This is a genomic window from Pseudoalteromonas sp. S8-8 (genome assembly GCF_000497875.1).
GTDB classification, from domain to species: Bacteria; Pseudomonadota; Gammaproteobacteria; order Enterobacterales; family Alteromonadaceae; genus Pseudoalteromonas; species Pseudoalteromonas arctica.
The window spans coordinates 140,835-166,731 of the sequence record NZ_AUTR01000022.1; the positions used below are offsets into that span (position 1 = coordinate 140,835).

Genomic DNA, 25,897 nt, shown 5'->3' on the forward strand with positions numbered 1-25,897 from the left:
GCTACTGCTTGGTTTAGTCTTCACTGTAGCCTAAGCTTCTTAGTGCACGTTCATCATCAGCCCAACCCGACTTAACTTTAACCCAAAGCTCTAAAAATACTTTGTTATCAAGCATTTCTTCTATGTCTTTACGGGCTTCACGGCCAATGGTTTTTAGCTTTTCGCCTTTATTACCAATAACCATGCGTTTTTGTGTTTCGCGCTCAACAAGAATTAACCCATTGATGTGCCAAATACCGTTGTCTTGCCACTTAAACTGCTCAATTTCAACAGTCACAGAATACGGTAGTTCTTCACCCATAAAACGCATTAGCTTTTCACGAATAACTTCAGCTGCCATAAAGCGCATCGAACGGTCAGTTACATAATCTTCAGGAAAGTAAAATTCGCAAGGAGGTAAGCGTTTAGTTACTTCTGCTTTGATTAAATCAACGTTTTTACCTTGCGTTGCTGATACTGGCATAATTCCAACAAAATCAAACTTGTCACTTAACCACTTCATATGAGGCAATACAAGATCACGGTCTTTAACTTGGTCAATTTTATTAATAACTAATAATACAGGCTTACCACTTTGCGATACTTTATTAAGTACCATATCGTCATCTGCATTCCAATGAGTGCCTTCAACGACAAAAATAATAAGCTCAACATCGCCGATAGAACTAGACGCTGCTCGGTTCATTAGACGGTTAATAGCACGCTTTTCTTCAACGTGTAGACCCGGTGTATCTATGTATACCGCTTGGTGTTTATCTACGGTATGAATACCCATAATACGATGACGTGTAGTTTGTGGTTTACGTGAGGTAATACTCACTTTTTGCTCAATGATTTCATTAAGCAAAGTCGATTTACCTACGTTTGGTCGACCGACAATCGCCACCATTCCACAAAATGTATCTACATCACGTTCATGAGGCTGTATTAAGGTATCAAGGTTCATTTTTAAGTATCTTCAATGCTTTTTCGGCAGCTTTTTGTTCGGCCTTACGGCGCGAGCTACCAACAGAAATTATGCTATCCATTCCATCAACAATACATTCAACCGTGAATGTTTGATTGTGTGCTTGGCCTTGTGTATCAACCACTGTGTAGCCCGGTAACGATAATTTACGGGCTTGCAAATACTCTTGCAGCAGGGTTTTAGGATCTTTCTGGTTAAGCCCTGGTGAAATAGCATCCAAACGTGATTGGTACCACGCCAATATAAGATCGCCACAACTGTCGATACCTGAATCTAAAAATGCAGCACCTATAATAGCTTCTACTGCATCAGCAAGGGTTGACTCGCGACGAAATCCGCCACTTTTAAGCTCGCCCGGCCCTAAGCGTAAATAATCGCCTAGACCAAATTCAAGACCAAACTCGGCAAGTGTTTGACCACGCACAAGTGTTGAACGCATGCGGCTTAAATCGCCTTCACGCGCTTTAGGAAATTTGGCATAAAGTGCATTGGCAATCACAAAACTTAAAATCGAGTCGCCTAAAAATTCTAGTCGCTCATTATGTTGGCCTTTATGGCTGCGGTGCGTCATTGCTTGTTCAAGTAAACCTTGATCAGCGAATTCATAGCCAATTTTTTTATATAATTCTGTTACATTTTTTTTCATCGTTACTGAATATTACCTAGGCGTTCAAAGCGAACACCAGTTGGAACCCATCCTGGTAAAATATCATCAGGGCCATTCTCAAATTCAAAACTCATCCATATAAAGACAGCTTTACCCACCAAGTTTTCTTTTGGTACAAAGCCCCAAAAGCGACCATCTTGGCTGTTGTCGCGGTTATCACCCATCATAAAATAATGATCAGCAGGAACAGTCCATTCATCAGAAGGCGTGCCCGGTTGCTGATAGTAACGCCCTTTTCTTTCAGGCGCTTGTGGGTTGATTAATATATCATGCGTAACTGTTGTTAAATTTTCATTCACACGAGCTAGAGGCATTGGGCCTTGTTTAAATTCGTTATCATTAATTAGTTTAAAATCAATTTTATTGAATTCATTACATAAAAGCTCACCCTGTTGGGTTTCGCCTTCTTTACAGTTTGGCTGAATATATAAACGTTTATCACGATAAACAATTTTATCGCCAGGTAAACCAATCGTACGTTTAATATAGTCAACACTTTCATCTAAAGGGTATTTAAAAACAACAATATCACCACGTTCAGGCTCACCGACATCAACTAACTGAGTGCGCCAAACTGGGTCTTTTATTCCATATGAATACTTTTGTACTAAAATAAAGTCACCCACTAACAGTGTAGGCATCATTGAACCAGATGGAATTTGAAACGGTTCAAAAATAAATGATCTAAAAATAGTAATTGCTGCAATCATCGGGAAAATCGACTTTGCTGTTTCTGTTAGTACTGGTTCTGGTGCAATTAATGCCGCAGTTTCTTCATCTAACGGAGCTCCAGCAGACGTTTGCGCTATAGCTAAGCGCTCCTGTCTTTTAGGTGCATACATTAAGTGATCTATTAACCATATTAAGCCTGAGCCTAAGGTTAATAGCACCAATAAAACTGAAAAATAACCAGCCATTTATAATCCTTTGTTTTTATTTACCAACTTTTAAAATAGCTAAAAACGCTTCTTGAGGCACTTCAACATTACCTACTTGCTTCATACGTTTTTTACCATCTTTTTGCTTTTTAAGTAGCTTTTTCTTACGACTCACATCGCCACCGTAACACTTAGCAATTACGTTTTTACGTAACTGTTTTACCGTAGTACGTGCAATAACGTGTTGTCCAATAGCTGCTTGAATCGCAATATCAAACATTTGACGAGGAATAAGCTCTTTTAATGCATCAGCTAATTGGCGACCACGAGACTGTGCACCGTCTCTGTGAACAATAATCGCAAGTGCGTCAACACGCTCACTATTGATTAAAATATCAACACGCACCATATCTGATGTTTGAAAGTGTTTAAAGTTATAATCAAGCGATGCAAAACCACGGCTTGTTGATTTTAATTTATCAAAAAAGTCCATTACCACTTCAGCCATAGGTAGCTCGTACGTAACAGCTACTTGCTTTCCGTGATAGGTCATTTTTGTTTGGCTACCGCGTTTTTCAATACACAAAGTAATAACATTACCTAAGTATTCTTGTGGTACCAAAATATTAGCTTCAACAATCGGCTCACGAATTTCTAAAATATCGTTTACTGCAGGTAAATCAGACGGGTTATCAATCTGGAATGTACCTTCTTTAGTAACTATCTCATAGATTACCGTAGGTGCCGTTGTAATTAAATCAATATCGTATTCACGCTCTAAACGCTCTTGAATGATTTCCATGTGTAGCATACCTAAAAAGCCACAACGGAAACCAAAACCTAATGCAGTTGAATTCTCTGGTTCAAAGAATAACGACGCATCGTTTAAGCTTAATTTATTAAGCGCATCACGGAATGATTCATACTCATCTGATGCAATTGGGAACATACCTGCATAAACCTGAGGCTTAATTTTTTGAAAACCAGGTAAACGAAGTGGAGCCGCATTTTTTTGATGAGTTATAGTATCGCCTACTGGCGCACCATGTATCTCTTTGATGCCAGCAATAACAAACCCTACCTCACCTGTTCTTAAAATACCGGTGTTAGTTTGCTTAGGTGTAAACACACCCACTTGGTCGGCAGTATGTATATGCTCATTCGACATTATTTTTATTTTGTCGCCAGTGCGTAATTCACCGTGCTTAATACGCACTAATGATACAACGCCTTGGTATGGGTCAAACCAAGAATCGATAATAAGTGCTTGTAGAGGTCCATCTGTATCGCCTACTGGCGGCGGAACATCTCTAACAATCATTTCAAGAACTTCGGCAATACCTACACCCGTTTTAGCGCTACATTGCACTGCATCAAGGGCATCAATACCAATAATTTCTTCAATTTCTTCTGCAACGCGCAAAGGGTCCGCTTGCGGTAAATCGATTTTGTTAAGTACTGGAATTACTTCTAATTCCATTTCAATAGCGGTGTAACAGTTAGCTAATGTTTGTGCTTCAACGCCTTGGCCTGCATCAACAACGAGTAGTGCACCTTCACATGCAGCTAAAGAACGCGATACTTCATACGTAAAATCAACGTGTCCTGGAGTATCAATGAAATTAAGTTGATAAGTTTCGCCATCGTTCGCTTTGTAATTCAACGTTACACTTTGCGCTTTAATGGTAATACCACGTTCGCGCTCAATATCCATTGAATCCAAAACTTGTTTTTGCATTTCACGGTCGGTTAAACCGCCACAAACTTGGATCAAACGATCTGAAAGGGTCGATTTACCATGGTCAATATGGGCGATGATCGAAAAATTACGGATATGCTTCATAAACTGGATTCTATACTTCTATTTTAATGGACTAAATATGAATACCTAAGTGACTTGAAAATACTTGCTGTAGGATGCCATAAGCTCAGTTTGTGAATTACAAAATTTACTCACGCTTATTAATATTGATTAAAACCATTTTATTTATTGAATAACAATAAGTTAAACTTATTTAACTTAAATAATTCAGCTAGATAAAATAATTTAAAAAACCACTATTCCCTGTATTTCCAAGTTACTTTGGTATAAAACGGCAATTTTACATTTAATTGGCGTCAATCACCATCTATTTGAGTTAAAGGGATACTAATTGGGTGAATTTTTATAACTTTTATATCGTGCTTTAGCGATTTCACGCGAGTTTTAGCTATAAAGAAACCTGTAACACCACCTAAAGCTGCAGCTAAAATTTGCCAACCTTCACAAGCCATAAATAATTGCGCTGCAATCAGTGCAAAAACCAGACTTAAAAGCAGTGGTAGCATGTATACCGCAAATGCATGCTTAACGACGTGACTATCATCAAGTGACAAGGTTACCTTTTGTCCTACTTCAACAGAGGATTCAAATTTATAAGGGAAGGTTTTTTTTGCAGTGCCAAACAGCTTACCAAACACTTGTGAGCCGCAACGACCATTGCAGCCTTCACAAGCTTGTTTTTGTTGTGCTTCTAAATGAGCAATGTGGCCATCGAGGGCCACAACAGTGAGGGTTTGTTCAATCATAACAATCCTTACGAATCGTTTATAATGCGCGGGTAACTGACTCAGCAATCGCTTTTGCGGTCATACTCGGTACATTACCAACAACCGATACATCAAAATTACCGCCATTATGCACATATACTGTCGTTGCACCAGAGGTTAGTGCACCACTTAAACGCTTACCCGGCAATGGACGCTGAATAAATACCGAAATTTCAACAAAACCATCAGAGAACAAGTAATAGTCTGTTAATTCGTTATTTAAATCGAGCTTATGTCTGTCTGATTTTAGTAATTCAAAGCCATCCGGTAACCAACTAATTTGCCAGTTAGTAGCTGTACTGTCTTCGTTTATAAGTGCATCGTTTGGTAAAGGAGTTGGAAAGTTTCGATTGAGCACTTCAAGTAACATACCTGCTGGCTGCTCTGTCACACTAATATGGGTAAGCTGTAACTGTTCTAAGGCCTCACCTTCATGGTTAACGTACGCGGCTTTTAGTAACAACGACGACTCCATATCCAGCCAAATCCAATAATTATATTTATACTCGTCTTTAGATTCTATGCGAACTAGTTGTGCAGCACGCCCTGCAATACGACCTTTCCCGCCTAGTACAAAATCATAGTGCGCGCTTAAGCGATCTATATCTTTAAAAAGCACTTCAGGGATTGGACCCGCTATTGAATCTGTTTTTAGGGAGTATGGTTCTGACTGAGGTTCAAAATAAGTAACTTGGTTGTCAATACGGACCATTTCAAGCCCAGCACCATTAAGTAAACTTAAATGCTCAAGTTCTGTATCACCTTGTAAAGCATGCACCCATCGGTAGGGTTCCATTGTTTTACCTTTGACAACCACAAACGAAGCGTCAAAATTACGGGTGTGAACGGCATTAGCCATTTTTAGTAATAAATCTTTGGCAGGATTTGTGTCGTTGGCAAATGCATTAAAGCTTACTACCAACGACAGAACAAAAGTGATTACTTTCATTTAATTAGTTTTTTTCCTCAGACGCTTTGGTATTAGTTTGCGCTGTTTCTAAAGAATTCGCAACTCGTGCTTGGCGTTGATGCTCAAGAACTAATGCACCAATACGTTGTTGCTGTAATTCACGTAAACCTTGCTCTGCATTTTCAAGCGCAGGCTCAGATGAGTAACTTACTGGCGACGCCATACCTGTCAGCGGTGTGGTTTGTAGTAATGGAATTTCGCTTTGTTGCTCGTTGTTACTTTGAGGAAGCGTATTAACGCCCACAATAGCAAACATTGCCACACTGGCTGCAATTGCTAGTTGAGCAACTGGCTTGCGCCAATTAAAAGCCACTACTTTATTATCTTGTACCGTCTCAGTGATTGCTTGAGGCTGTGTTTTTGACTGACTAAAGTCAGCATAAACAGGCTCGCTTTCAAGTGCTAATGCAACGCGATCGCTAATATCAATATGTATGTCGTTATTATTTTTTTGAGCACGCATCGCATCACCAATTAACGCATAACGGCCAAACGTAGTTACATCTTGCTCTGCAATTTTTGCATCAGTCAGATGTTGCTCGCCATCAAGTAATGCCGATAACGCTTCGTTATCTAACTTGTTAAGGTGTGCTTTTGTCATACTAAGACTCGCCTATTAATGGGTTTAATTTGTTATCTATTGCTTCACGGGCACGAAATATACGCGAACGCACAGTCCCGACCGGGCAATCCATTACCACTGCTATTTCTTCATAGCTCATCCCTTCGATTTCTCTAAGGGTGATTGCGGTTTTAAGATCTTCAGGCAAACTATCAATCGTATTAAAAATAACAGCGCGTACTTCTTCGCTTAAAAGTAGGTTTTCAGGAGATGCATTAGATCGCATTGAATCTGCACAATCATAAAACTCGGCATCTTCAGCGTCTATATCATTTGCTGGCGGCTTACGCCCCTGGGCTACTAAGTAATTTTTAGCACAATTAACGGCAATACGGTATAACCACGTGTAAAAGGCGCTGTCACCTCTAAAGTTTGGAAGTGCACGGTAAGCTTTAATAAAAGCCTCTTGTGCTACATCAGCAATATCGCCTTGGTTTGATACATAACGTGAGATCAAACCTGCAATTTTGTTTTGATACTTCTTTACTAATAGGTTGAAGGCGTTTTTATCTCCTTGCTGGACCCTTTTTACTAGCACTAAATCTAATTCCTGCTCGCTCATTCGAGCCGGTACTCCTATGTCTGATTTTTGCTTGTTATTCATATTGTCGTCATTGTTCACAAATACTCTGACCTCTTTATGAATAAAAAGTTCTGCTTAATATTATTTTTTTATAAAATAGATGATAAATAACGGCGCTAAGCCTTTAAAATCACTACGTAGTAGTATGACAAATATGGTACAACTACAGATATTAAAAACAAATATTGCTCTATACGAGCATTGTAACCGCAAAGTACCTCTGACATGAACCAAAATAAACATCACATTGCAGATGTCGCTATTATAGGTAGCGGCGCAGCAGGCTTATCACTTGCATTATCTCTAGCTAATTATTGTAACGTTACCGTGATCAGTAAAGGAGCGCTTACAGAAGGTTCTACTTTATATGCTCAAGGTGGTATAGCAGCTGTATTTGATAAACAAAACGACAGCATAGAATCTCATGTTGAAGATACACTCGATGCGGGCGGCGGTTTATGCGACAGAGACGCTGTTCATTATACTGCCAGCAATGCTCACGATTGCCTACAGTGGTTAATCGACCAAGGTGTTCCCTTTGATATGGAGTTTGATAGCAAAGGAAAAGAGCGTTTTCATTTAACACGTGAAGGCGGTCACAGCCATCGTCGTATTTTGCATGCAGCCGATGCTACTGGCAAAGCTGTGCAAACCACGCTTATTAGCCAAGTTAAAATTCATAAGAATATAACGCTCTTAGAGCAATACAATGCTATTGATTTAATTACAGATAAAAGCGCCGGAAAAACAGGCTCACACATTGAAGGTATGTATGTGTGGAACAAAAAAGCTAAAAAGGTAGAAACCATTTCAGCTAAATTTGTTGCTCTTGCCACTGGTGGCGCAAGCAAAGTGTATTTGTATACATCTAATCCAGATGTATCAAGTGGTGATGGCATTGCAATGGCATGGCGCGCAGGCTGTAAAGTTGCCAATATGGAATTTAATCAATTTCATCCAACGAGCCTTTATCATCCAGAGCTACAAAACTTTTTAATTACAGAAGCTATGCGCGGTGAAGGGGCTTATTTAAAACGACCTGATGGCACTCGTTTTATGAAAGACTTTGACAGCCGTGAAGAGCTCGCTCCACGCGATATAGTCGCACGCGCAATCGATTTTGAAATGAAGCGTTTAGGTGCTAATTGTGTTTATTTAGATATTAGCCACAAAGATAAAGACTTTATTATTGAGCACTTCCCTACTATTTACGCAAAATGCCTAAGTGTAGGGCTTGATATAACAAAAGAAGCAATCCCAGTTGTACCTGCTGCGCATTACACTTGTGGTGGCGTAATGACCGACTTTAACGGTAAAACAGATCTCGATAACTTGTATGCTGTTGGCGAAGTCGCTTACACAGGCCTACATGGTGCAAACCGTATGGCAAGTAATTCATTATTAGAATGTATTGTATTTGCCCACGCTGCAGCTAAAGATATTTTAAGTAAAATTGAACATGCACCAGAGCCAATGGCTCTACCTCATTGGGATGAAAGCCGTGTTAGTAACTCTGATGAAGAAATTGTTATTACCCATAACTGGCATGAACTACGTTTATTTATGTGGGATTATGTAGGTATTGTACGCTCTACTAAACGCTTAGAACGTGCACTGCATAGGGTTGAGTTGCTGCAGCAAGAAATACACGATTATTATGCAAACTTTAGAGTAAGTAATAACTTGCTTGAGCTTCGTAACTTAGTACAAGTGTCAGAACTCATTATTAGAAGTGCAATGGAACGAAAAGAAAGCAGAGGCCTACATTATACAATTGACTATCCTGAACAAAATGAAAATCCAACACCGACTATTTTGACTCCAAAACGCAATTAACCGCGCTTAAAGTAGCACGTTTCAAACGCGCATAACTTTGTTCATTAACACCATTGGCTGAAATTATAAGCCAATGGTTGTTACTAAAACCTTTAATATGTAGCCATATATTATTGCCATAAAAACGGCTTTTTTTACTAATTTCACCCTGAATTTTCAAACCCTCACCCTCAAACCTAAATAGCTTGGGTTCTAGTATTATAACGCCGTGATTTGGATGAATTGCCAACACTTTTTGCCACACTAAAAAGCCAGCTAATATATTAATTATCAAACAAAAAAGCATAGCTAGTAGCGAATCTAAAAATAAACATAATATTAAAATGAGCATGCAAAAAAAGACCACAATAGGTTTGTGGTCAGCGTTATTATTAGTAACTGTAAACCTATACACGAACTCGGTCTAAGATCAGCGAAACCATACCGTTTAACTGCTCATCTTTACATTCTTGATGACCCATAAACCATGCAAATAAGTCAGGGTCTTCTTCTGTTAGCAAACGCTGAAAAATAGCCTGTTGCTCTGCGCTTAAAGAGTCGTATGCTTCTTCAACAAACGGCATAAACAAAACATCAAGCTCTAACATGCCACGACGGCAAGCCCAACGAATACGTGCTTTACTATGAATTTCAACCATTTTAAACCTCATACTTAATTGACTCGAGTTTAACAAACACAAGCCTATTTAGCAGCTATTAATCTCTCATTAAAGAATAAACCCGCACCAATAAGCGCTTGTCTGTACCATACGTAACAACTGCGTTATTATGTCACTTCATTTATATTGCAAAGAAGGTTTTTATGTCGAGCGTTTATGCATGTCCGTTATCTCATCAACTTATTAGCCTCTGCGGTGCTGATAAATTATCTTATTTACACGGGCAAATCACTCAAGATCTAAATAAATTAACCAGCAGTAATTATTTGTGGGCTGGCCATTGCAGCGCTAAAGGTAAACTTTGGGGCGTATTTAAATTATTTACTTATCAAGACAGCTACTACCTTACAGGCAGCGAAAACGAAGTAGAAAAATCGTTAGCTGAGCTAAAAAAGTATGCCGTATTTGCAAAAGTTGACATTAGTGCATGTTCAAAGCGATTAATTGGTCTCATTGGTGATGATTTATCGGGTGTACTCGCACAACTTGATATTAACTTTGAAGGTGATGCGAGCGCGTGTGACTTTGAAAGCGGTAAAGCACTAAAATTAGCTGATAACCGTGTTTTATTAATGGTCGATAGCCAGTTTAGTATGCCTGATGACGTATCTACACTTGATAACGAAGCTCCTTGGCAACAAGCATCTATGCTTGCAGGTGAACCTCAGTTAAGTGCAGATGCAATTGGCGAGTATGTTCCTCAAATGGTAAACCTACATGCTATTGGCGGTATAAGCTTTAAAAAAGGGTGTTATACCGGTCAAGAAACTGTGGCTCGCATGAAGTACCTAGGTAAAAATAAGCGTGCAATGTATATAGTCTCAGGTCAAAGCGAAGGGATACTTTCAGAGCCCGATTTAGAAACCCAATTAGGCGAAAACTGGCGCCGTGTGGGTAAACTTATTGCACAAAGCTTTAATGAACAAACAAATAAATTAACAGGCCTTGTTGTGTTGCCAAACGATACTGATGTAACTCAGGTACTTCGTGCAAAACACACACCTCAGGTGGAGCTAAGCATTCTGCCTCTACCCTACTCTCTTGAAGATGAATAAATAGGAATGACTATGATCGTTGCGGCAAACAAAGTGGTAAAAATGCATTATTCGGTAATGGATAATGATGGCAATAGCATTGATAACTCGTTCGGTGGTGAGCCACTACACTTTATCATTGGCACAGGCTACTTAATTTCAGGCCTAGAAAATGCTTTGCAAGGCAAACAACCAGGCGACACACTTAGCGTAAAAGTTGAACCTGATGAAGGTTATGGCGAACGCCACGATAACCTAATGCAAGCTGTACCTAAGTCGATGTTTGAAGGTATGGAAATTGAAGTCGGCATGCAATTTCGTGCATCAACAGATGATGGTGACCAATCAGTAATGATCATCGATATCCAAGATGAAGAAGTTATTGTAGATGGTAATAACCCACTTGCAGGCATAACACTTAACTTTGATGTAGAGATACTAGAAGTACGTGATGCAACCGAAGAAGAACTCACTCATGGTCATGTACATGGTGAAGGTGGATGTGGTCACGACCACTAATACACTGTTAAACCAAGTAAAAAAGCGCCTAGGGCGCTTTTTTTATATCATATTGTTGCGCTTAACCGTTTCAGTTTTTGCCTTACTAGGCAGCGCGATTGATACATTCTTTTCTTTTAAAGCGGCTAGTAAACCTTTTTGATCGTTTGTGCCAACTCGATACAAAGTGCCATCTTTAAGCGTTAGCTGTATTGCACTAAAGCCAGATACTGTATACACCCAACCATCGTGAGTAATTCGCATACCAATACCGTGTCTGTAAGAGTTTTGAACTGCCTTAGCTTCTAACACTTCGCCAAGCTCAATGCTTTGCCCTGCAACGCCAGGACCAAACGCCCAGCTAATTTTTTTATCATCTACTTTTACTGTTAGACCATGGAACAAAAAGCCCACCAGCACTAAAATCCCAGCAAATATCATTAAAGGTCCATCAGCGCCTAACAAGTTCCATGCAAGCGCTACAAAACCGCCTATCCACGCTAATACAAAAAAGATAAACACCGCATACTGTTTATGCTGATACATAATATTCTCTAAATTAAATAAATACTTAAAAGCTGTACACCAATGTAGCACTCAGCTCTGAGTCAAACTTGAGTTTATCATCTTCGGGTTTTGAATTATAACGATACATGTAGGTAAATTTGAGTGATACCGCACCAATCACTTGGCTTATCAGTGCGGTTTCCGATTTTAAGCGAGAATTAAGACCTGAAAGCGACTGCTCTATACTCACATCTTGATTAAAACGAGTACGCTTAGAAACCAAACGTTCCCACTGCATTGCAACACGTACTAAATAACCGGTTTTATTAATTTCATCTTCGCTCACATCCGAATCTTCATCGGCTACTGAACGGTATAAACCAGGTCCTATATCAATATCTACTTTGTTTTTAGAGCCTTGATATACACGCGCACCATAGCCTGTCGCCACCGTACTTTTAAAATCAAGTCCACTAAACTCATCTTCTTCGTAATCACCGTAAATAAAAAATGAGGAGTTTTTAACACCTACTTTATAGTTACCTTGCGCAGATACAAAAACACGATTAGCTGTAACATCAGTGCCACCGCTTTCATCGTTCTCATCACGCTTATAAAGAGAGTCTATTTTAAATTGGTTACGCCACTTTTCAAAGTCTTGGTATAAATTACCTTTGAGCTTAAAACTGGTCGAATTGGTGTTACCTTTACTTAGAATAAAGCCAAATTCAGTATCACCGTAGAACATGTCACCTTTGTGTAACTCATGAATTTCTTCATCAGAGAGCTTGCCATATTCATGAAAATCTTCAAATGGATCAACGGCCCAACTTGGGCTGCTAATTATTAAAAAAATTAAAAATAAATACTTACGCACAATACTCTCTCTGCACACAATTATAAAAATAAGCAGTATTGCTTATTCAGTTTCTTTCCATAAAATATGACAAAACGGAGCATCTTTATCACGACTAATCAAAATTTTAGCAAACAAAACATCATCATTTTCAAATTCTAAACCAACCAACACCTGAATAAAGTGCTCTGGCTCTATTTCAAGGGCTACAAAGTCTTGCCACTGGTCATCTGGCTCGTCTTCTTCAATAAAGCCTAGGTCTTCTCTAAACTCATTAAAGTCTTCAACATCTTTTTCACTCAAGTTATTTGGCGCTAACTCTAAAAAAATATCATAAGCTTGGTGAGTAGCTTCTTCTACCGTATATAAACGTGGACCCGACATATGTGCTTAACCTTAAGCTTTTAAGTTGCGCTATATTATCAAATCTCATCATCATTTTGATAAAAAAAAGCTTAAAACACTGACTTTTTTGTAACCGAGTCATGCTTTATTCAGCATACAACTAAAACGACAAATAACAACTCACCTAACCTATTGAATATAAAGATTACTTTTATTATTTAAGTTAAAATAACAACGTAAAATATTTTTATTATCTTAGGTCCGAATTGTTTAGCCTTTTCTCATCTAAAACCAATCCTTTAAGACTACGGCTTTAGCAATAAATTCCATTTATTTAAAAAATACCGTCACTTTACTTAATTCCTATAACAACATAAGCTCAAGCAACAGGTCAGAGGAGTGTGTAATGATAAAACTAGAAAAACAAAATGGCATTGCAACCGTCACGCTTAGCAGAGCAAAAAAACAAAATGCATTAAGTTTTGAAATGTTTGTAGAGCTAAACAAAGTCATTAAAAATATAAAAAGAGATCGCAGTATTCGTGCTGTGGTAATAAAAGGCGATGGCGAACATTTTTGTGCAGGCCTTGATATATCTGCAGTAATGGCTACACCAATGAACATAGTGAAATTATTGCTTAAATGGTTACCTGGCAATCAAAATTTAGCGCAAAAAGTAGTATTAGGCTGGCAGTCACTGAGTGTGCCCGTTATTGCACAAATTGATGGCAACTGTTTAGGGGGGGGTTTGCAAATAGCTTTGGGGGCAGATTACAGAGTTGTTCATATTGATGCCAAACTTGCCATTATGGAAGCGCGTTGGGGATTGTGCCCCGATATGGGCGCAAATGTAATGATGAGCGGTTTAGTTAAGCGCGACCAAGCACTTTGGCTTGCAAGCCACGCAAACCCAATCACTGCACAACAAGCAAATGAGCTAGGTTTGGTTACTAAACTTACCGATGATACTCAGCAAGCAACGCAAAACATGCTCAATACATTACTTGAGCGTTCACCAGATACGCTCGCTGCAATTAAACGCATTACACAACTTAGCTATAAACCAAACCAACGAAAAATACTCGCTAAAGAAACCTTCAGCCAAATTCGCTTATTGCTAAACCCAAACACTAAAAAAGCAATTGCTAAAGCAAAAGGAAAAGCGAATATAACCTACGCAAATACAAAGCACTGGTAGACTATTGCACAATGCATAAAAGAGTTTGATTTGTTAAAGTTAAGCTCTTATCTTTTCTGTGGGCCACTTTGATGAAATATCTGCTCAGTAGCGCTATTATTTTACTCTGTTTAGCCTGCGCTAAACTCACTATGCACTTTATTGGTGGAAGCTTTCCTGCACCGTTACTTGCTATGGTTATTTTATTAGTTTTACTCTTATCGGGTATTGTAAAAGAGCAACATGTAAAACCATGCGCCTCCCCTATTTTAAATATTATGCCTATCTTTTTCATTCCTGCGGGTGTGGGATTTATTGAACATCTCGGCCTTATAAAATCGCACTGGGCATTTTTAGCCTCAGTTGTGGTGCTAGTCCCTATAACTACCTTGTTGCTTGTTAGCAGTGTAATTGCGAACTTTAAGGGAAGAGAAAATAATGACTGATTTTACTTTTTCCGCTATTTCAGAGCTACAGCCTAATTTATGGTGGCTAAGTATTCCTTTTATTATTGTATTATTTTTAGCGCTAAGGGCCGTAAACCAAAGTATAAAAAACAGCGTATTTAAATCGCTCACTAACCCCGTATTTTTAAGTATTAGTATTATCGCTTTATTACTAATTAACCTAAATCTGCCTTATACGCAATTTGCCTCGCACAGCAAATTATTAAGCTGGTTATTAGAGCCCGCGATTGTGGCTTTAGCGCTTCCTTTATATCAGCAGTTTACACACGTACGAAAAAACCTATTACTCATAGTCGCAACATGTAGCTTAGGTATTGTTAACGCAACCGTTGTGGCATTTTTGCTAAGCATATTATTTAATACGCCTGCGCAGCTAAGTGCATCTGTTGCCGCACTCAGTGTCACAACCCCAATATCTTTAATTGTTACTGACTCATTAGGGGGGATTAGCTCTCTTGCTGCGGTTTTAGTTATTTTTATTGGTTTACTAGGCGCTTTATTTGGCTTTATGCTTTTTCAACTCATTAATATTTTTAATCACGAATCTCAAGGTGTTGCCATGGGCACAGCTTGTCATGCAATTGGGACTGCTGCTGCTATTGCTGAGCATCCAAAAGTAGGCGCTTACTCCTCAGTTGCAATGGCGCTAAGTGCTTTATTAACAGCGATTATAGTGCCGCTGTTATATCCATTTTTAGTCAACATTTTGCTATAGTTGGAAAAATACAACATAGCCCTAACATAGAGCGCTTTATGATCAGTTCTGAAATCGAACAGTTTGAAAAATATTACACCATGCTTACTGAGTATATGGTTACCTACAGTATGCAAATTGTTGGCGCTATTTTTATCGTCCTCATTGGTTTGTGGATAGCACAAAAGCTTGCCAAATTTGTAGCCGCGTTAATGACCCGTCATAACGTTGACATTACGCTTACTAACTTTGTCAGTAGCGTGGTAAAAGTACTGCTAATTGTAATGGTTATAATTATTGCACTTGGAAAAATAGGTATCAGCGTTACGCCATTTGTAGCAGCCATTGGTGCTGCGTCTTTGGGTGCAGGTTTAGCGCTGCAAGGAATGCTCTCTAACTATGGTGCAGGCCTTGCCATTATAGCCACTCGACCTTTTGTTGTTGGTGATACTATTGAAGTTAAAAATGTAAGCGGCCAAGTTAAAACAATTGAGCTTGGCTACACTATTTTAATCAATGAAGAAAAAGTAGAAATTACCATTCCAAATAAGCACATAGTAGGTGAAATACTTCATAACTCATTTAGTTACTCATTGGTCAAAGGTGAAATAGATATAGCCTATAGTGCTTGCTCTGATAACGCGATTCGCCTTATTGAAGACGTACTTAAAGCACACGAATTAGTCGCACAAAATCCGTTATCACAAGTGGGTATTGAACGCTTTGCCGATAGCGGTGTTACAATAAGCTACCGATATTGGGTACCTACCACTAAAATTATTGAAACCAAGCTGGCTATTAATGGCGGTGTTTATAAAGCAATTAATAACGCTGATATTGAAATCCCATTCCCTCAACGCGTCATTACTATAAATAAAAGCGATATATAGTCATAAAATCCAGTGGGTAATTCAATATTGAATTACCCACATCAATAAACTTCTTTTACTGCGTAAAAACTCCTTATCTGTTTGTTATTTTATCTGTAATATAAAGACTTGGTTAAAAAAGTCGGCTAATCACTCGCTTTAATTACATAATAACAATAATGAGCCATTATGAATCGCAGCCCTTTTTATTTAGGTGATTGGCAAGTCAATCCCCAGTCAAATACTCTTCAGCGTGCAGAAAAAAATAAACAGTTAGAACCAAAAGCCATGGATGTGTTAGTTCATCTTTGCTTCCAAAAAGGCGAAATTGTTACTACTGACGAGCTATTAGATCAATGCTGGAAAAATGTTGAGGTAGGCGATAACCCGCTGCATAAAACAATTACCCAGTTACGAAAAGCCCTCGGTGATAAAGCAAGTGAGCCCACCTACATAGAAACTATTCGCAAACGTGGTTACCGCGTTATTGCAAAACTTGAGTTTCCTCTGGCTGAAGATATAAAAAAAAGTGAAAACACATGGCAAGGTGGCTCTCCTTTTTTAGGATTAAGCGCCTACAACCCAAGCGATACACACCTATTTTTTGGCCGCAATCAATCTATAGAAACGTTACTCAATAGAATATCGAGCCAAGTTAAATTTGGTCGTGCTTTTTGCTTAATACTTGGCCCTAGCGGTACGGGTAAATCTTCGCTTGTTAATGCTGGGATTTTACCAAAACTGCTAGATGAGCGAGGCTATAACGGCATTGGGGTTATTTCTTATAGCCAACTCGACTTTGCAGATGTTCATAAAAATAGACTTTTTTTAGATTTAGCTTCTGCATTGCTTGATTGGGATATAAATGGCCTTCCTGTATTTGAAGGATTAAGCGCGCAAACACTGGCAGAGCAACTAGAATTGGCAATCGATGGCGTAATCAACGCCATACAAATTGCACTTAGCAAAGCCTCTACACAACTTAAAACACCCCAGTTATTTTTATTTATTGACCGCTTAGAAGTACTGCTTTCTTCTCCTTTATTTAGTAGCGAAACGCGCAGCCATTTTTTATCAGTTATTGAGCGCTTAGCAACCTCTAAAACTGTGATTGTATTTAGTGCGTGTCGTAACGACTTTTACCCTTTAGTGGTTGAACAACCAAGTCTAATGGCAGGCAAAGCTCATGGCGCGCACTACGATTTAACACCGCCAAATCGCCAAGAGCTTCAACAAATTATTCGCCTGCCAGCGTTAACCGCTAATTTAACGTTCTCGAATGACCCAGAAACCCAAACACCACTGGATGAAATATTGTGCGCCGATACAGCTAATAACCCCGATGCATTACCCATGCTGCAATACACATTGCAAGAGCTGTACTTGCAGCGCAGTGATAGTAACGAGCTACTGCACAGTGTTTACACAAAACTCGGGGGTATTGAGGGAGCCATAGGCAAAAAAGCAGAAGATATATTTATTGACCTCAGCAACGAGCAACAACAGCAACTAAAAAGCGTATTATCACAGCTGATCACTTTAAATCCAGATGGTAAAACCATTACGAGCCGCGCTGCCCGCTGGCAAACATTAACGAACACAAGCCAAAAAGAGCTTGTGCAAGCCATGGTCGATAGCCGTTTATTTGTATCGCATTTACAAAATCAAGAAGCCTGTTTTAGCCTTGCTCACGAGGCATTATTACGTCAATGGCCGCGAGCAAAACAATGGATTAATGATCATAAAGATGCCTTAGCAATAAAAAGCCGCTTACAACACCAAGCGCAAAATTGGATAGATGAAGGTAAAAGTAGTGCTTACCTCCTAGCGCCAGGTAAACCGCTACAAGAAGCGCAGCTATTACTAAACGACAAACTGTTTAAATTAGATGATAACGAGCACACTCTTATCAAAAGCTCTATTAAAAAAACAAAAACAAAAATAAGAGTAAAACGGGTGACCGTTGCTTTATTGTGCTTACTTACATTTACCGCGTTATTAATGAGCTTTACTAGTTTTAAGGCCCAGCAACATGCGCAAAAAAAACAGCTTGAGGCCGAAAGCTTACTGGGGTTTATGGTGGGTGACTTTGCCGACAAACTGCGTAGCGTAAAGCGTATGGACTTACTTGATGGTATTAGTAATAAAGCACTTGAATATTTTACAAATCAAACAGACGAATCAGGTTCACTCTTTAGCTTTAGCGATGATAAAGCACAATTTAACAACCGTTTCCAGTACGCACAAACCCTCGAAGCAATGGGTGAAGTAGCTTATTCCCGAGGTAAAACCGATGAAGCCTTTACCGCCTTTGAAAACGCCCGCACCCGCCTTGAGGCATTATTAAAAATACAGCCTAACAATATAGAATTACTAACGCTTGCGGGTGCCAATGCCTTTTGGTTAGGCCAGCTTCATTATGATAAAAGTGATTACGCTGCCACTGAGCCATTATTTAAAAAGTATCATATGTATAGCGAAACCATGTATTCATTAGCAGCGAATGATTTTAATTCCATTATGGAGTTGTCGTATTCACATAATTCGCTGGGATCTTTGTATTTAAAACAATTTAATTATAAAGCGGCAAAACAGAGCTTTACCGAATCACTTACTCTTAAAAACGAAGCGCTTGTGCTAAAGCCCAACAATAAAAACTTATTGCGTGATAAAGCAGATACCCTTAGTTGGCTTGCAAAAACTGAAGGTATGCTTGGTAACTTCAACACTGCAGTGTATATATTGGACAATGCAGTTGCTGTGGTCAAAAAGGTGGCTAATCACTACCCTGATGACGCGAGTCTTTTTTATATGTCAGCAAATATATATATGCAACAAGGCTATTTACTAAGCTATTTACCTGATAAAAAAATGGCCTATTTAAAAGCTCGCTTTGCGAATGAAAATATAAATGAGGCTTTAAAGCAAGATCCAGAAAATAATGAATTTCAACATATGTATTATCGCTCTTTAGCGCAATTAATAATGTTGTCTTATGACAAAAAAGTAGATTCAAGAATAGGAGAAATTATTAGCTTCTTAAAATCACAAGGTTTTAATAGTATCAATTCTATTAATACACAAATTAGTCTGGCTCGCTATTTTATTGACAGAAACTTCCCTCTTAAAGCGCAAGAGTTATTAACAACCCTTGAGAATGATGGCGAATATAAACGTTACATAACCAATAAAATGAAGAATAGAGATAACTTAGCTCCCATAAATATAAACCTGCTCAAAGCTAAATTAGCTTCGACCAGCGAACAGCGAGAGCAATTTTGCGTAAATGCGCTTAAAGCTATTACTCAAACAGTAAAAATAAACCAAAGTATTCACGTAAAGTACCCGCAGGTACAAGCATATACCTGCTTAAACCGAGCAAACGAAATACCAACAATAACAGCAAGCCTGATAAAACTAGGCATTACTGACTTTAAACTATAAATACAAAGGAAATAACATGAATACCACCTTAGAAAAAGTCGATTTTCAAGTACATATTGAGTTTAACGATAAAAAAGAGGCCGTTTTTAGCTATACAGAAAATGGTAAAGCCGTTGACGGCGGCGGTACAGTAAGAGCCGAAACTGCAGGTACTTACACTTTAACTCCTGTAACAGTTGGGCTAGGCTTTTTTTTCACGGGGGCTACAATTACTAATAAAATCGGAACATGTGCCCAAGATTTCAGTTATGAACTTAGTGATAACCGCCAAGCAATCACCGTCACCGATACAGCAAAAAACTCAGGCACTGCATGTTTAATATTTAACGTTGAGTGTAATGATAAACCTTATTCAAGCCCTGACCCACAAGTTATAAATAAAGACAAAAATTAATTATTGATTTTAAATTGCACAAGCATAATTTCCCCAGTGCAATTTATTTATAACCTAACTACCTTTTAGCTAAGCACTGACACACTTCAATAAAAACAAATAAAATCAACAAATTAAAAAAGAAGGTTACCGAAAGGTTTAAAAACCATAAATTAAATAAACTCCTAGACATAAAGTTTCATTAACAATAAAAATGAGCAACACCATGTCTAACAATAATGAAAATAGCAGAGCAAACAACACCGACAACGCTGTATCTGCATTAATGAGCAGCATTTCTAATACCGTTAACAATGAAAAAATAAGCGCAATTATTAATGTCACTAATGTGATGGCCGATGCTATTTTTATTGTTAATGCAGATGGAGTGTTTGAATCAGTAAATCCCGTTGCAGCTCGTTTTTTTAATGTTACGTCTGACTCGTTAATAGGTAAAAAATGGCAAGATTGTTTACAAGAACAGTATCGCGATGACTATCAATACATGTTTGAAAGTTGGAAAAACAACTATCAAACACCACTCAATCATGGCCCGAAAGAAGTTAAAATAATAAAAAACAATGGTAACTGTTTAGATATAGAGCTCTCAATTTCTTGTATACCCGCATCAACTACAAACAATATCCCTCTATTTATTTGTATTATGCATGATATTTCTAGGCATGTTAAAAAGTATAAAGTACTCGAAAACATAGCCAAAATAGATCACCTTACAGGCGTCGCTAATCGCTGCACTTTAGAAAAGGCGATTATTAAAAATTGGCAAGAATGCATAGTAGACAAACAGCCTTTGAGTTTTATCTTGATCGATATTGATTTTTTTAAACTGTTTAATGATAATTTTGGTCATGTAAAGGGTGATAAATGTTTGCAAAAAGTAGCTCAAACAATTGAAGACTGCCTCCCCTCAAAAGATAGTTTAGTAGCACGCTATGGTGGTGAGGAGTTTGCTGTTGTATTACCCCGCTCACATGTCTCAAATGCAGAAATGATCGCAAAACGTATTCAAGAAAAAATACTCAACATTAATTTTAGAGATATTGGTTTGCCAGCGAATGTAAAGATAAGTGTAAGCCAGGGTTTAGCGTGTGAATACGATAATCAGTACAGAACATCTGAGGCATTAATATGCGCGGCTGATACGGCTTTATATAGAGCGAAGTCGGAAGGTCGTAATAAATTATGTATAAGGTGATGTACTAACTATTTGGTATAGCCTTTATCTACTAAAATAAAAAACCGCAATTGCGGTTTTTTATTACTTGAGAAAAGCTTAAATGTCGATTAGCAGCCCTTCGTCTTTTTTAATCTTTTCGATCACCATATAAGTATGATGAGTGCCCACGCCGGGAATATCGACTAAGTCGCCAAGAACTTGTCTATATTCTTCCATATTAGAAACGCGGATTTTTAATAAATAATCATAACCGCCTGCCACCATGTCGCATTCAACGACTTGTTGTATTCTTAGTATATGCTCTCTAAATACCTTAAATACTGCTGTATTTGAAGCAACAAGCGACACTTGAACATGTGCTACTAAGCTTTGATTAAGCTTTGCTTCGCTAAGCTTAGCGTAGTAGCCTTCGATATAGCCTTCTTGCTCTAATCGTTTTACACGATCAAGACACGGGCTTGCACTCAAATTAACCTGTTTTGCGAGGTTAACATTTGAAATTCTGCCGTTCTTTTGTAGAACGTCTAGTATGGCTAAATCAATACGATCTAGCATGCGTAATCTATTTGGAATTGTCATAACAGAATTTTATGCGGATAAGTTAAATTTATGCCCTGTAAATTATCGTAAAACGCGAAATTTAACCAGCATATTCTGCTGAAATTTAATTAGAATGCACTCACAATATCACTGGTAATTTATTGGTAATTAATTTTACTTTAATTCTTAACACTCCTGAGGGTTGCTTATGTTATTCAACGGCGATTTAACAACGATTTGTCCTATTAGACAAAGAATCCGTGACTTCTACCGCATAGATGAAAATGCGGTTATTGATCATATTTTACCGCTTGCAGAAGTAGGCGTAAAAGCACGAAGTCGTGCCTGGGAAAGAGCCCGCCAGATTGTTTTAAACATTCGTAAAGAGCAAGATGGGCAAGGCGGTGTTGATGCGCTTTTAAATGAATTTTCACTCTCTAGTGAAGAAGGCGTTGTATTAATGTGTTTGGCCGAAGCGCTGCTTCGCGTACCAGACAAAGCAACTCAAGATGTACTGATTCGTGACAAGTTAGCGAAAGGTGATTGGAGCTCTCATTTAGGCAGCAGCGATTCTTTATTCGTAAACGCGTCTTCTTGGGGATTATTAGTTACCGGTAAAATGGTTAACTACACAGACAAAACGAAAGAACAACAGTTCGGCATGCTTAAAAAGACCATTGGTCGTTTGGGTGAGCCAGTTATTCGTAAGTCTGTAAATTTTGCTATGAAAATTATGGGTAAGCAATTCGTTATGGGTCGTACCATTGACGAAGCAATTGAACGTGCTGCCGATACAGAGCAAAAAGGTTATGTATATTCTTACGATATGCTAGGCGAAGGCGCGCGCACAATGAAAGATGCGAAGCGTTACTTTGACAGCTACATGAATGCTATACACTCTATTGGTAAAGCGGCAAATGGTCGTGGTCCAATTAAGAGCCCTGGCATTTCAGTTAAGCTTTCTGCTATTCATCCTCGTTATGAGTTCACTCATAAAGACCGTGTGATGGAAGAAATTGTACCAAAGTTAAAAGAGCTTGCGCTTGCAGCTAAAAAATACGATATCGGCTTTACCGTTGATGCTGAGGAAGCTGACCGTCTAGATATTTCATTAGATGTAATTGAAGCAGTATTTAGTGATGAAGATCTTGGTGATTGGCAAGGATTTGGCTTAGCGGTTCAAGCGTACCAAAAACGCGCTATTTTTGTAATTGAATGGCTAACCGACCTTGCAAGCCGTGTTGGTCGTAAAATGATGGTACGTTTAGTTAAAGGCGCGTACTGGGATACTGAAATCAAAACCACACAACAAGATGGTTTAGAGCATTTCCCTGTATTTACCCGTAAAGCAACAACCGATGTTTCTTACAAAGCATGTGCTATTAAAATGCTTGAAGCGCGCGACGTACTTTATCCGCAGTTTGCAACACACAACGCTTACACTGCCGCGACTATTTTAGAAGTAGCGAAAGGCGACAACACCGGTTTTGAATTTCAACGTTTGCACGGTATGGGTGAATCTTTATTCGACCAAATCGTTAACGAAGAAAAAATTCAATGTCGTGTATATGCCCCAGTTGGTCAACACGAAGACCTACTTGCTTACCTTGTTCGTCGTTTGTTAGAAAATGGTGCTAACTCATCATTTGTGAACGCGATTGTAGATACAACAAAACCTGTTGAATCATTACTACCAGACCCTGTAGAAACATTGCAAGGCTTGCGTAATAAGTACAATACGCAAATCAAAATGCCAATTGATTTATACGGTGAAGAACGTGCTAACTCTAAAGGCATGGATTTAACCGATATTAATGTTATTACCCCTTTCAAAGAGAATCTTGAAACATGGTTTAACGAGCACTTAATTGAGCAAAGCCAAGTACCAGAAGGCTCATTGGCTGTTAAAAACCCAGCAAATCACAAAGAAATCATCGGCCACGTTAAACTGCAAACTGGCGAAGAGATGAAGGTATTACTGGCTAACGCTGAAGCGGCACTTGAATCATGGTCACAAACACCAGTAAAAGAGCGAGCTAATTTACTGCGCCGCGTTGCTGACATTTTAGAACGTCATCACGACGAACTAGTCGCTATCTGTATTAAAGAAGCGGGTAAAGTAGCGCAAGATGGTATTGATGAAGTACGTGAAGCGGTTGATTTTTGTCGTTACTACGCAGCGCGCGCTGAAGAGTTGTCTAAAGATGAACGTTTTGAAGCCCGTGGCGTTATTTTATGTATTAGCCCGTGGAACTTCCCGCTTGCAATATTCTTAGGCCAAGTTGCTGCTGCGATTGTTACAGGTAACACTGTAATTGCTAAGCCTGCTGAGCAAACAAGTTTAATCGCCCTTCGTGCCATTGAACTAATGCTATCTGTTGGTTTACCTGAGCACGTTGTTCAACCGGTTATCGCTCGCGGCTCAGAAGTAGGTAAAACAATTGTTCCTGATGAGCGCATTCAAGCGGTTATGTTTACAGGTTCTACTGAAACAGGCACATTAATTTCTCAAACACTTGCTGCACGTAACGACATTCAAGTACCGTTAATTGCAGAAACAGGTGGCCAAAACTGTATGATTGTTGACTCAACGGCGCTTCCTGAGCAAGTAGTTGATGATGTGATCAGTTCTGGTTTTCAAAGTGCTGGCCAACGTTGTTCTGCTCTTCGTGTTTTATTCATTCAAGATGACGTAGCAGATGGCATTATCGAAATGCTTAAAGGTGCTCTAGCTGAGTTACACATTGGCGATCCATCGTTACTATCAACTGATGTTGGTCCGGTAATTGATGAAAAAGCACTTAAAAACTTAAACGAGCACGTTGAGTACTTAAAAGGTAATTCTATACTTCATTACGAATGTAAAATTCCTGATAATACACAAAATGGCGCATACTTTTTTGCTCCTCGTTTATACGAAATCAAAGACTTATCAGTACTTAAACGTGAAGTATTTGGCCCATGTGTTCATATTGTTCGCTTTAAATCGAATGAACTTGATGATGTGATGGATCAAATAAATAACACAGGCTATGGTCTGACAATGGGTGTTCATTCACGTATTGAAGAGCGCTGTGAGTACCTTGCTAAAATGTCACGTGCGGGTAATGTCTACATTAACCGAAACATGATTGGTGCCATTGTTGGTGTGCAACCGTTTGGTGGCCGTGGTTTATCAGGTACTGGCCCTAAAGCCGGTGGCCCTAACTACCTACAACGTTTAGTAAAAGAAAAAGCATCACCAGATAACGTACAAATGACTAACCTAACGCCTGACGAACTTGATTTGCACCACTACAGCGGTGCGAATGAGCAAGTTAAAAAGCTAATGGCCAACTCAATGCGCGATGAGAAAATCTGGCGTGCAACACCACTAAACGACCGTGTTTCGGCTGTACGTCAGTTGCTTGCTAAAATCGCGACGGTAGAAATTATCGACGATTTAGCAGACGACTTAGCATTAACATTATCAGAAGCACGTGCACAGCTTAACCGCCTTGAAAAGCACATGCGTAAGTTTACTACCCTGCCTGGGCCAACGGGTGAGTCTAATACACTTCATCTAGAAGCACGTGGTTGTGTAGTGTGTTATGCAGATAAGAGCACATCATTTAACTTCTGGGCATTGTCTATCATCACTGCTATTGCCGCAGGTAATACGGTAATTACTGTAGCGTCTGAGCTGTTTTATGATGAAGCCGTTGCCTTTAAAGATAAATTTATCTCTACAGGTGTTGCAGAAGGTGTTTTCCAAGTAGCTAAACCTAACCAGTTACAAGCTATTTTGGCGCCCCCTCATTTAGCCGGTGCGGTAGTTGCTGCTCGCTCGTCTCGCTTGGGCTACTTTAGCCAACAGCTTGCACAGCGTAAAGGTGCTATTTTACCGGTAATTAGCTCTGAGTATTACGATACATTAATCAAACGTCTTATTACTGAAAAAACAATCAGTATTGATACAACAGCATCAGGTGGTAACACATCACTAATGACGCTTGTTGAAGATGATGAATAATTAAGCTAATGCTTTTTAACTAAAAAATAAAAAAAGGCACTGAAAAGTGCCTTTTTTATTAGGTAGTAACGTATATATTTGTTAGCTTAATGAAAGATTAACAATAGAAGTA

At 38.8% G+C, this 25,897-nt stretch carries 25 protein-coding genes; 11 read left to right on the top strand and 14 right to left on the bottom strand.

All coding sequences use genetic code 11. The features are described 5' to 3' along the window. Nucleotides 1-13: 13 nt before the first annotated feature. The 8 genes from era to rpoE all read right to left on the bottom strand — a co-directional run bounded on the left by era (nucleotide 14) and on the right by rpoE (nucleotide 7,255). A complete protein-coding gene (gene era / locus L659_RS0106575; protein WP_007581730.1) occupies nucleotides 14-946 on the bottom strand; it encodes a GTPase Era in 933 nt (310 codons plus the stop codon). Continuing rightward, entirely contained in the window at nucleotides 936-1,613 is a 678-nt protein-coding gene (rnc, locus tag L659_RS0106580; RefSeq protein WP_007581728.1) for a ribonuclease III, read from the bottom strand. Before rnc ends, era begins: the two co-directional genes overlap by 11 nt. Before the next feature lie 2 nt (nucleotides 1,614-1,615). Then, complete coding sequence (gene lepB, locus L659_RS0106585) at nucleotides 1,616-2,551, bottom strand: signal peptidase I (RefSeq protein ID WP_024589998.1); 936 nt, start codon at nucleotides 2,549-2,551, stop codon at nucleotides 1,616-1,618. A 16-nt stretch (nucleotides 2,552-2,567) separates the two neighbouring features. After that, nucleotides 2,568-4,355, bottom strand: coding sequence for a translation elongation factor 4 (gene lepA / locus L659_RS0106590; protein WP_007581724.1), 1,788 nt, complete (start codon nucleotides 4,353-4,355; stop codon nucleotides 2,568-2,570). Nucleotides 4,356-4,630: 275 nt separating this feature from the next. Beyond that, on the bottom strand, nucleotides 4,631-5,080 hold the full coding sequence (locus L659_RS0106595; protein WP_024589999.1) for a SoxR reducing system RseC family protein: 450 nt from the start codon (nucleotides 5,078-5,080) through the stop codon (nucleotides 4,631-4,633). Between the two features lie 19 nt (nucleotides 5,081-5,099). Continuing rightward, nucleotides 5,100-6,050 (bottom strand): MucB/RseB C-terminal domain-containing protein, encoded by a 951-nt coding sequence (locus L659_RS0106600; RefSeq protein WP_007581719.1) that lies wholly within the window; start codon nucleotides 6,048-6,050, stop codon nucleotides 5,100-5,102. Nucleotides 6,051-6,054: 4 nt separating this feature from the next. Next, nucleotides 6,055-6,672, bottom strand: coding sequence for a sigma-E factor negative regulatory protein (locus L659_RS0106605; protein WP_007581717.1), 618 nt, complete (start codon nucleotides 6,670-6,672; stop codon nucleotides 6,055-6,057). A 1-nt stretch (nucleotide 6,673) separates the two neighbouring features. Beyond that, nucleotides 6,674-7,255 (bottom strand): RNA polymerase sigma factor RpoE, encoded by a 582-nt coding sequence (rpoE, locus tag L659_RS0106610; protein ID WP_002958721.1) that lies wholly within the window; start codon nucleotides 7,253-7,255, stop codon nucleotides 6,674-6,676. A 246-nt stretch (nucleotides 7,256-7,501) separates the two neighbouring features. Between rpoE and nadB the strand changes: the two genes are divergently transcribed. Beyond that, a complete protein-coding gene (gene nadB / locus L659_RS0106615; RefSeq protein ID WP_007581714.1) occupies nucleotides 7,502-9,112 on the top strand; it encodes an L-aspartate oxidase in 1,611 nt (536 codons plus the stop codon). Here the strand turns inward: nadB and L659_RS1000000123900 are convergent. Both L659_RS1000000123900 and L659_RS0106625 read right to left on the bottom strand, forming a co-directional pair. Then, complete coding sequence (locus tag L659_RS1000000123900) at nucleotides 9,087-9,443, bottom strand: hypothetical protein (RefSeq protein ID WP_024590000.1); 357 nt, start codon at nucleotides 9,441-9,443, stop codon at nucleotides 9,087-9,089. The two genes, nadB and L659_RS1000000123900, sit on opposite strands and share 26 nt — an antisense overlap. A 55-nt stretch (nucleotides 9,444-9,498) precedes the next feature. After that, nucleotides 9,499-9,750, bottom strand: a complete 252-nt coding sequence (locus tag L659_RS0106625) for an FAD assembly factor SdhE (RefSeq protein WP_007581709.1) — start codon at nucleotides 9,748-9,750, stop codon at nucleotides 9,499-9,501. A 164-nt stretch (nucleotides 9,751-9,914) separates the two neighbouring features. On the opposite strand from L659_RS0106625, the gene ygfZ reads away from it, so the two are divergent. Continuing rightward, complete coding sequence (gene ygfZ / locus L659_RS0106630) at nucleotides 9,915-10,826, top strand: CAF17-like 4Fe-4S cluster assembly/insertion protein YgfZ (protein WP_024590001.1); 912 nt, start codon at nucleotides 9,915-9,917, stop codon at nucleotides 10,824-10,826. Nucleotides 10,827-10,838: 12 nt separating this feature from the next. Beyond that, entirely contained in the window at nucleotides 10,839-11,324 is a 486-nt protein-coding gene (locus L659_RS0106635; protein WP_007581704.1) for an FKBP-type peptidyl-prolyl cis-trans isomerase, read from the top strand. 42 nt (nucleotides 11,325-11,366) lie between these two features. Here L659_RS0106635 and L659_RS0106640 read toward each other — a convergent pair whose 3' ends face one another. From L659_RS0106640 to L659_RS0106650, 3 genes are read right to left on the bottom strand one after another with little or no spacing between them, the layout of a single operon-like run. After that, on the bottom strand, nucleotides 11,367-11,849 hold the full coding sequence (locus L659_RS0106640) for a hypothetical protein (protein WP_024590002.1): 483 nt from the start codon (nucleotides 11,847-11,849) through the stop codon (nucleotides 11,367-11,369). A gap of 25 nt (nucleotides 11,850-11,874) precedes the next feature. Next, entirely contained in the window at nucleotides 11,875-12,687 is an 813-nt protein-coding gene (locus L659_RS0106645; protein ID WP_007581700.1) for a DUF481 domain-containing protein, read from the bottom strand. Nucleotides 12,688-12,729: 42 nt separating this feature from the next. Then, complete coding sequence (locus L659_RS0106650) at nucleotides 12,730-13,050, bottom strand: HI1450 family dsDNA-mimic protein (protein ID WP_007581697.1); 321 nt, start codon at nucleotides 13,048-13,050, stop codon at nucleotides 12,730-12,732. Nucleotides 13,051-13,417: 367 nt separating this feature from the next. On the opposite strand from L659_RS0106650, the gene L659_RS0106655 reads away from it, so the two are divergent. From L659_RS0106655 to L659_RS0106685, 7 genes are all read left to right on the top strand, one after another. Further along, nucleotides 13,418-14,209 carry a crotonase/enoyl-CoA hydratase family protein gene (locus L659_RS0106655; RefSeq protein WP_024590003.1) on the top strand — a complete coding sequence of 264 codons (792 nt, stop codon included), beginning with the start codon at nucleotides 13,418-13,420 and terminating at the stop codon, nucleotides 14,207-14,209. 71 nt (nucleotides 14,210-14,280) lie between these two features. Further along, a complete protein-coding gene (locus L659_RS0106660; RefSeq protein WP_024590004.1) occupies nucleotides 14,281-14,634 on the top strand; it encodes a CidA/LrgA family protein in 354 nt (117 codons plus the stop codon). Continuing rightward, nucleotides 14,627-15,370 (top strand): LrgB family protein, encoded by a 744-nt coding sequence (locus L659_RS0106665; RefSeq protein ID WP_024590005.1) that lies wholly within the window; start codon nucleotides 14,627-14,629, stop codon nucleotides 15,368-15,370. The genes L659_RS0106660 and L659_RS0106665 overlap by 8 nt, the downstream gene beginning before the upstream one ends. A 38-nt stretch (nucleotides 15,371-15,408) precedes the next feature. Continuing rightward, nucleotides 15,409-16,239: a mechanosensitive ion channel family protein gene (locus L659_RS0106670; RefSeq protein WP_024590006.1), complete on the top strand. Its 831-nt coding sequence runs from the start codon at nucleotides 15,409-15,411 to the stop codon at nucleotides 16,237-16,239. A 168-nt stretch (nucleotides 16,240-16,407) separates the two neighbouring features. Continuing rightward, nucleotides 16,408-19,662 (top strand): nSTAND1 domain-containing NTPase, encoded by a 3,255-nt coding sequence (locus tag L659_RS0106675; RefSeq protein WP_024590007.1) that lies wholly within the window; start codon nucleotides 16,408-16,410, stop codon nucleotides 19,660-19,662. Nucleotides 19,663-19,678: 16 nt separating this feature from the next. Further along, nucleotides 19,679-20,056: a DP-EP family protein gene (locus tag L659_RS0106680; protein ID WP_024590008.1), complete on the top strand. Its 378-nt coding sequence runs from the start codon at nucleotides 19,679-19,681 to the stop codon at nucleotides 20,054-20,056. 205 nt (nucleotides 20,057-20,261) lie between these two features. Further along, nucleotides 20,262-21,251: a sensor domain-containing diguanylate cyclase gene (locus L659_RS0106685; protein WP_007581681.1), complete on the top strand. Its 990-nt coding sequence runs from the start codon at nucleotides 20,262-20,264 to the stop codon at nucleotides 21,249-21,251. A 78-nt stretch (nucleotides 21,252-21,329) separates the two neighbouring features. Here the strand turns inward: L659_RS0106685 and L659_RS0106690 are convergent, their stop codons facing one another. Then, a complete protein-coding gene (locus tag L659_RS0106690) occupies nucleotides 21,330-21,812 on the bottom strand; it encodes a winged helix-turn-helix transcriptional regulator (RefSeq protein ID WP_024590009.1) in 483 nt (160 codons plus the stop codon). A gap of 169 nt (nucleotides 21,813-21,981) precedes the next feature. On the opposite strand from L659_RS0106690, the gene putA reads away from it, so the two are divergent. Then, entirely contained in the window at nucleotides 21,982-25,785 is a 3,804-nt protein-coding gene (gene putA, locus L659_RS0106695) for a bifunctional proline dehydrogenase/L-glutamate gamma-semialdehyde dehydrogenase PutA (protein WP_024590010.1), read from the top strand. Nucleotides 25,786-25,897 lie beyond the last annotated feature (112 nt).

What these genes read in the sequence shown, in the direction of transcription:
- era (WP_007581730.1), bottom strand. Translation starts at nt 946, where the DNA reads ATGAACCTTGATACCTTAATACAGCCTCATGAACGTGATGTAGATACA.
- rnc (WP_007581728.1), bottom strand. Translation starts at nt 1,613, where the DNA reads ATGAAAAAAAATGTAACAGAATTATATAAAAAAATTGGCTATGAATTC.
- lepB (WP_024589998.1), bottom strand. Translation starts at nt 2,551, where the DNA reads ATGGCTGGTTATTTTTCAGTTTTATTGGTGCTATTAACCTTAGGCTCA.
- lepA (WP_007581724.1), bottom strand. Translation starts at nt 4,355, where the DNA reads ATGAAGCATATCCGTAATTTTTCGATCATCGCCCATATTGACCATGGT.
- L659_RS0106595 (WP_024589999.1), bottom strand. Translation starts at nt 5,080, where the DNA reads ATGATTGAACAAACCCTCACTGTTGTGGCCCTCGATGGCCACATTGCT.
- L659_RS0106600 (WP_007581719.1), bottom strand. Translation starts at nt 6,050, where the DNA reads ATGAAAGTAATCACTTTTGTTCTGTCGTTGGTAGTAAGCTTTAATGCA.
- L659_RS0106605 (WP_007581717.1), bottom strand. Translation starts at nt 6,672, where the DNA reads ATGACAAAAGCACACCTTAACAAGTTAGATAACGAAGCGTTATCGGCA.
- rpoE (WP_002958721.1), bottom strand. Translation starts at nt 7,255, where the DNA reads ATGAGCGAGCAGGAATTAGATTTAGTGCTAGTAAAAAGGGTCCAGCAA.
- nadB (WP_007581714.1), top strand. Translation starts at nt 7,502, where the DNA reads ATGAACCAAAATAAACATCACATTGCAGATGTCGCTATTATAGGTAGC.
- L659_RS1000000123900 (WP_024590000.1), bottom strand. Translation starts at nt 9,443, where the DNA reads ATGCTCATTTTAATATTATGTTTATTTTTAGATTCGCTACTAGCTATG.
- L659_RS0106625 (WP_007581709.1), bottom strand. Translation starts at nt 9,750, where the DNA reads ATGGTTGAAATTCATAGTAAAGCACGTATTCGTTGGGCTTGCCGTCGT.
- ygfZ (WP_024590001.1), top strand. Translation starts at nt 9,915, where the DNA reads ATGTCGAGCGTTTATGCATGTCCGTTATCTCATCAACTTATTAGCCTC.
- L659_RS0106635 (WP_007581704.1), top strand. Translation starts at nt 10,839, where the DNA reads ATGATCGTTGCGGCAAACAAAGTGGTAAAAATGCATTATTCGGTAATG.
- L659_RS0106640 (WP_024590002.1), bottom strand. Translation starts at nt 11,849, where the DNA reads ATGTATCAGCATAAACAGTATGCGGTGTTTATCTTTTTTGTATTAGCG.
- L659_RS0106650 (WP_007581697.1), bottom strand. Translation starts at nt 13,050, where the DNA reads ATGTCGGGTCCACGTTTATATACGGTAGAAGAAGCTACTCACCAAGCT.
- L659_RS0106655 (WP_024590003.1), top strand. Translation starts at nt 13,418, where the DNA reads ATGATAAAACTAGAAAAACAAAATGGCATTGCAACCGTCACGCTTAGC.
- L659_RS0106660 (WP_024590004.1), top strand. Translation starts at nt 14,281, where the DNA reads ATGAAATATCTGCTCAGTAGCGCTATTATTTTACTCTGTTTAGCCTGC.
- L659_RS0106665 (WP_024590005.1), top strand. Translation starts at nt 14,627, where the DNA reads ATGACTGATTTTACTTTTTCCGCTATTTCAGAGCTACAGCCTAATTTA.
- L659_RS0106670 (WP_024590006.1), top strand. Translation starts at nt 15,409, where the DNA reads ATGATCAGTTCTGAAATCGAACAGTTTGAAAAATATTACACCATGCTT.
- L659_RS0106675 (WP_024590007.1), top strand. Translation starts at nt 16,408, where the DNA reads ATGAATCGCAGCCCTTTTTATTTAGGTGATTGGCAAGTCAATCCCCAG.
- L659_RS0106680 (WP_024590008.1), top strand. Translation starts at nt 19,679, where the DNA reads ATGAATACCACCTTAGAAAAAGTCGATTTTCAAGTACATATTGAGTTT.
- L659_RS0106685 (WP_007581681.1), top strand. Translation starts at nt 20,262, where the DNA reads ATGTCTAACAATAATGAAAATAGCAGAGCAAACAACACCGACAACGCT.
- L659_RS0106690 (WP_024590009.1), bottom strand. Translation starts at nt 21,812, where the DNA reads ATGACAATTCCAAATAGATTACGCATGCTAGATCGTATTGATTTAGCC.
- putA (WP_024590010.1), top strand. Translation starts at nt 21,982, where the DNA reads ATGTTATTCAACGGCGATTTAACAACGATTTGTCCTATTAGACAAAGA.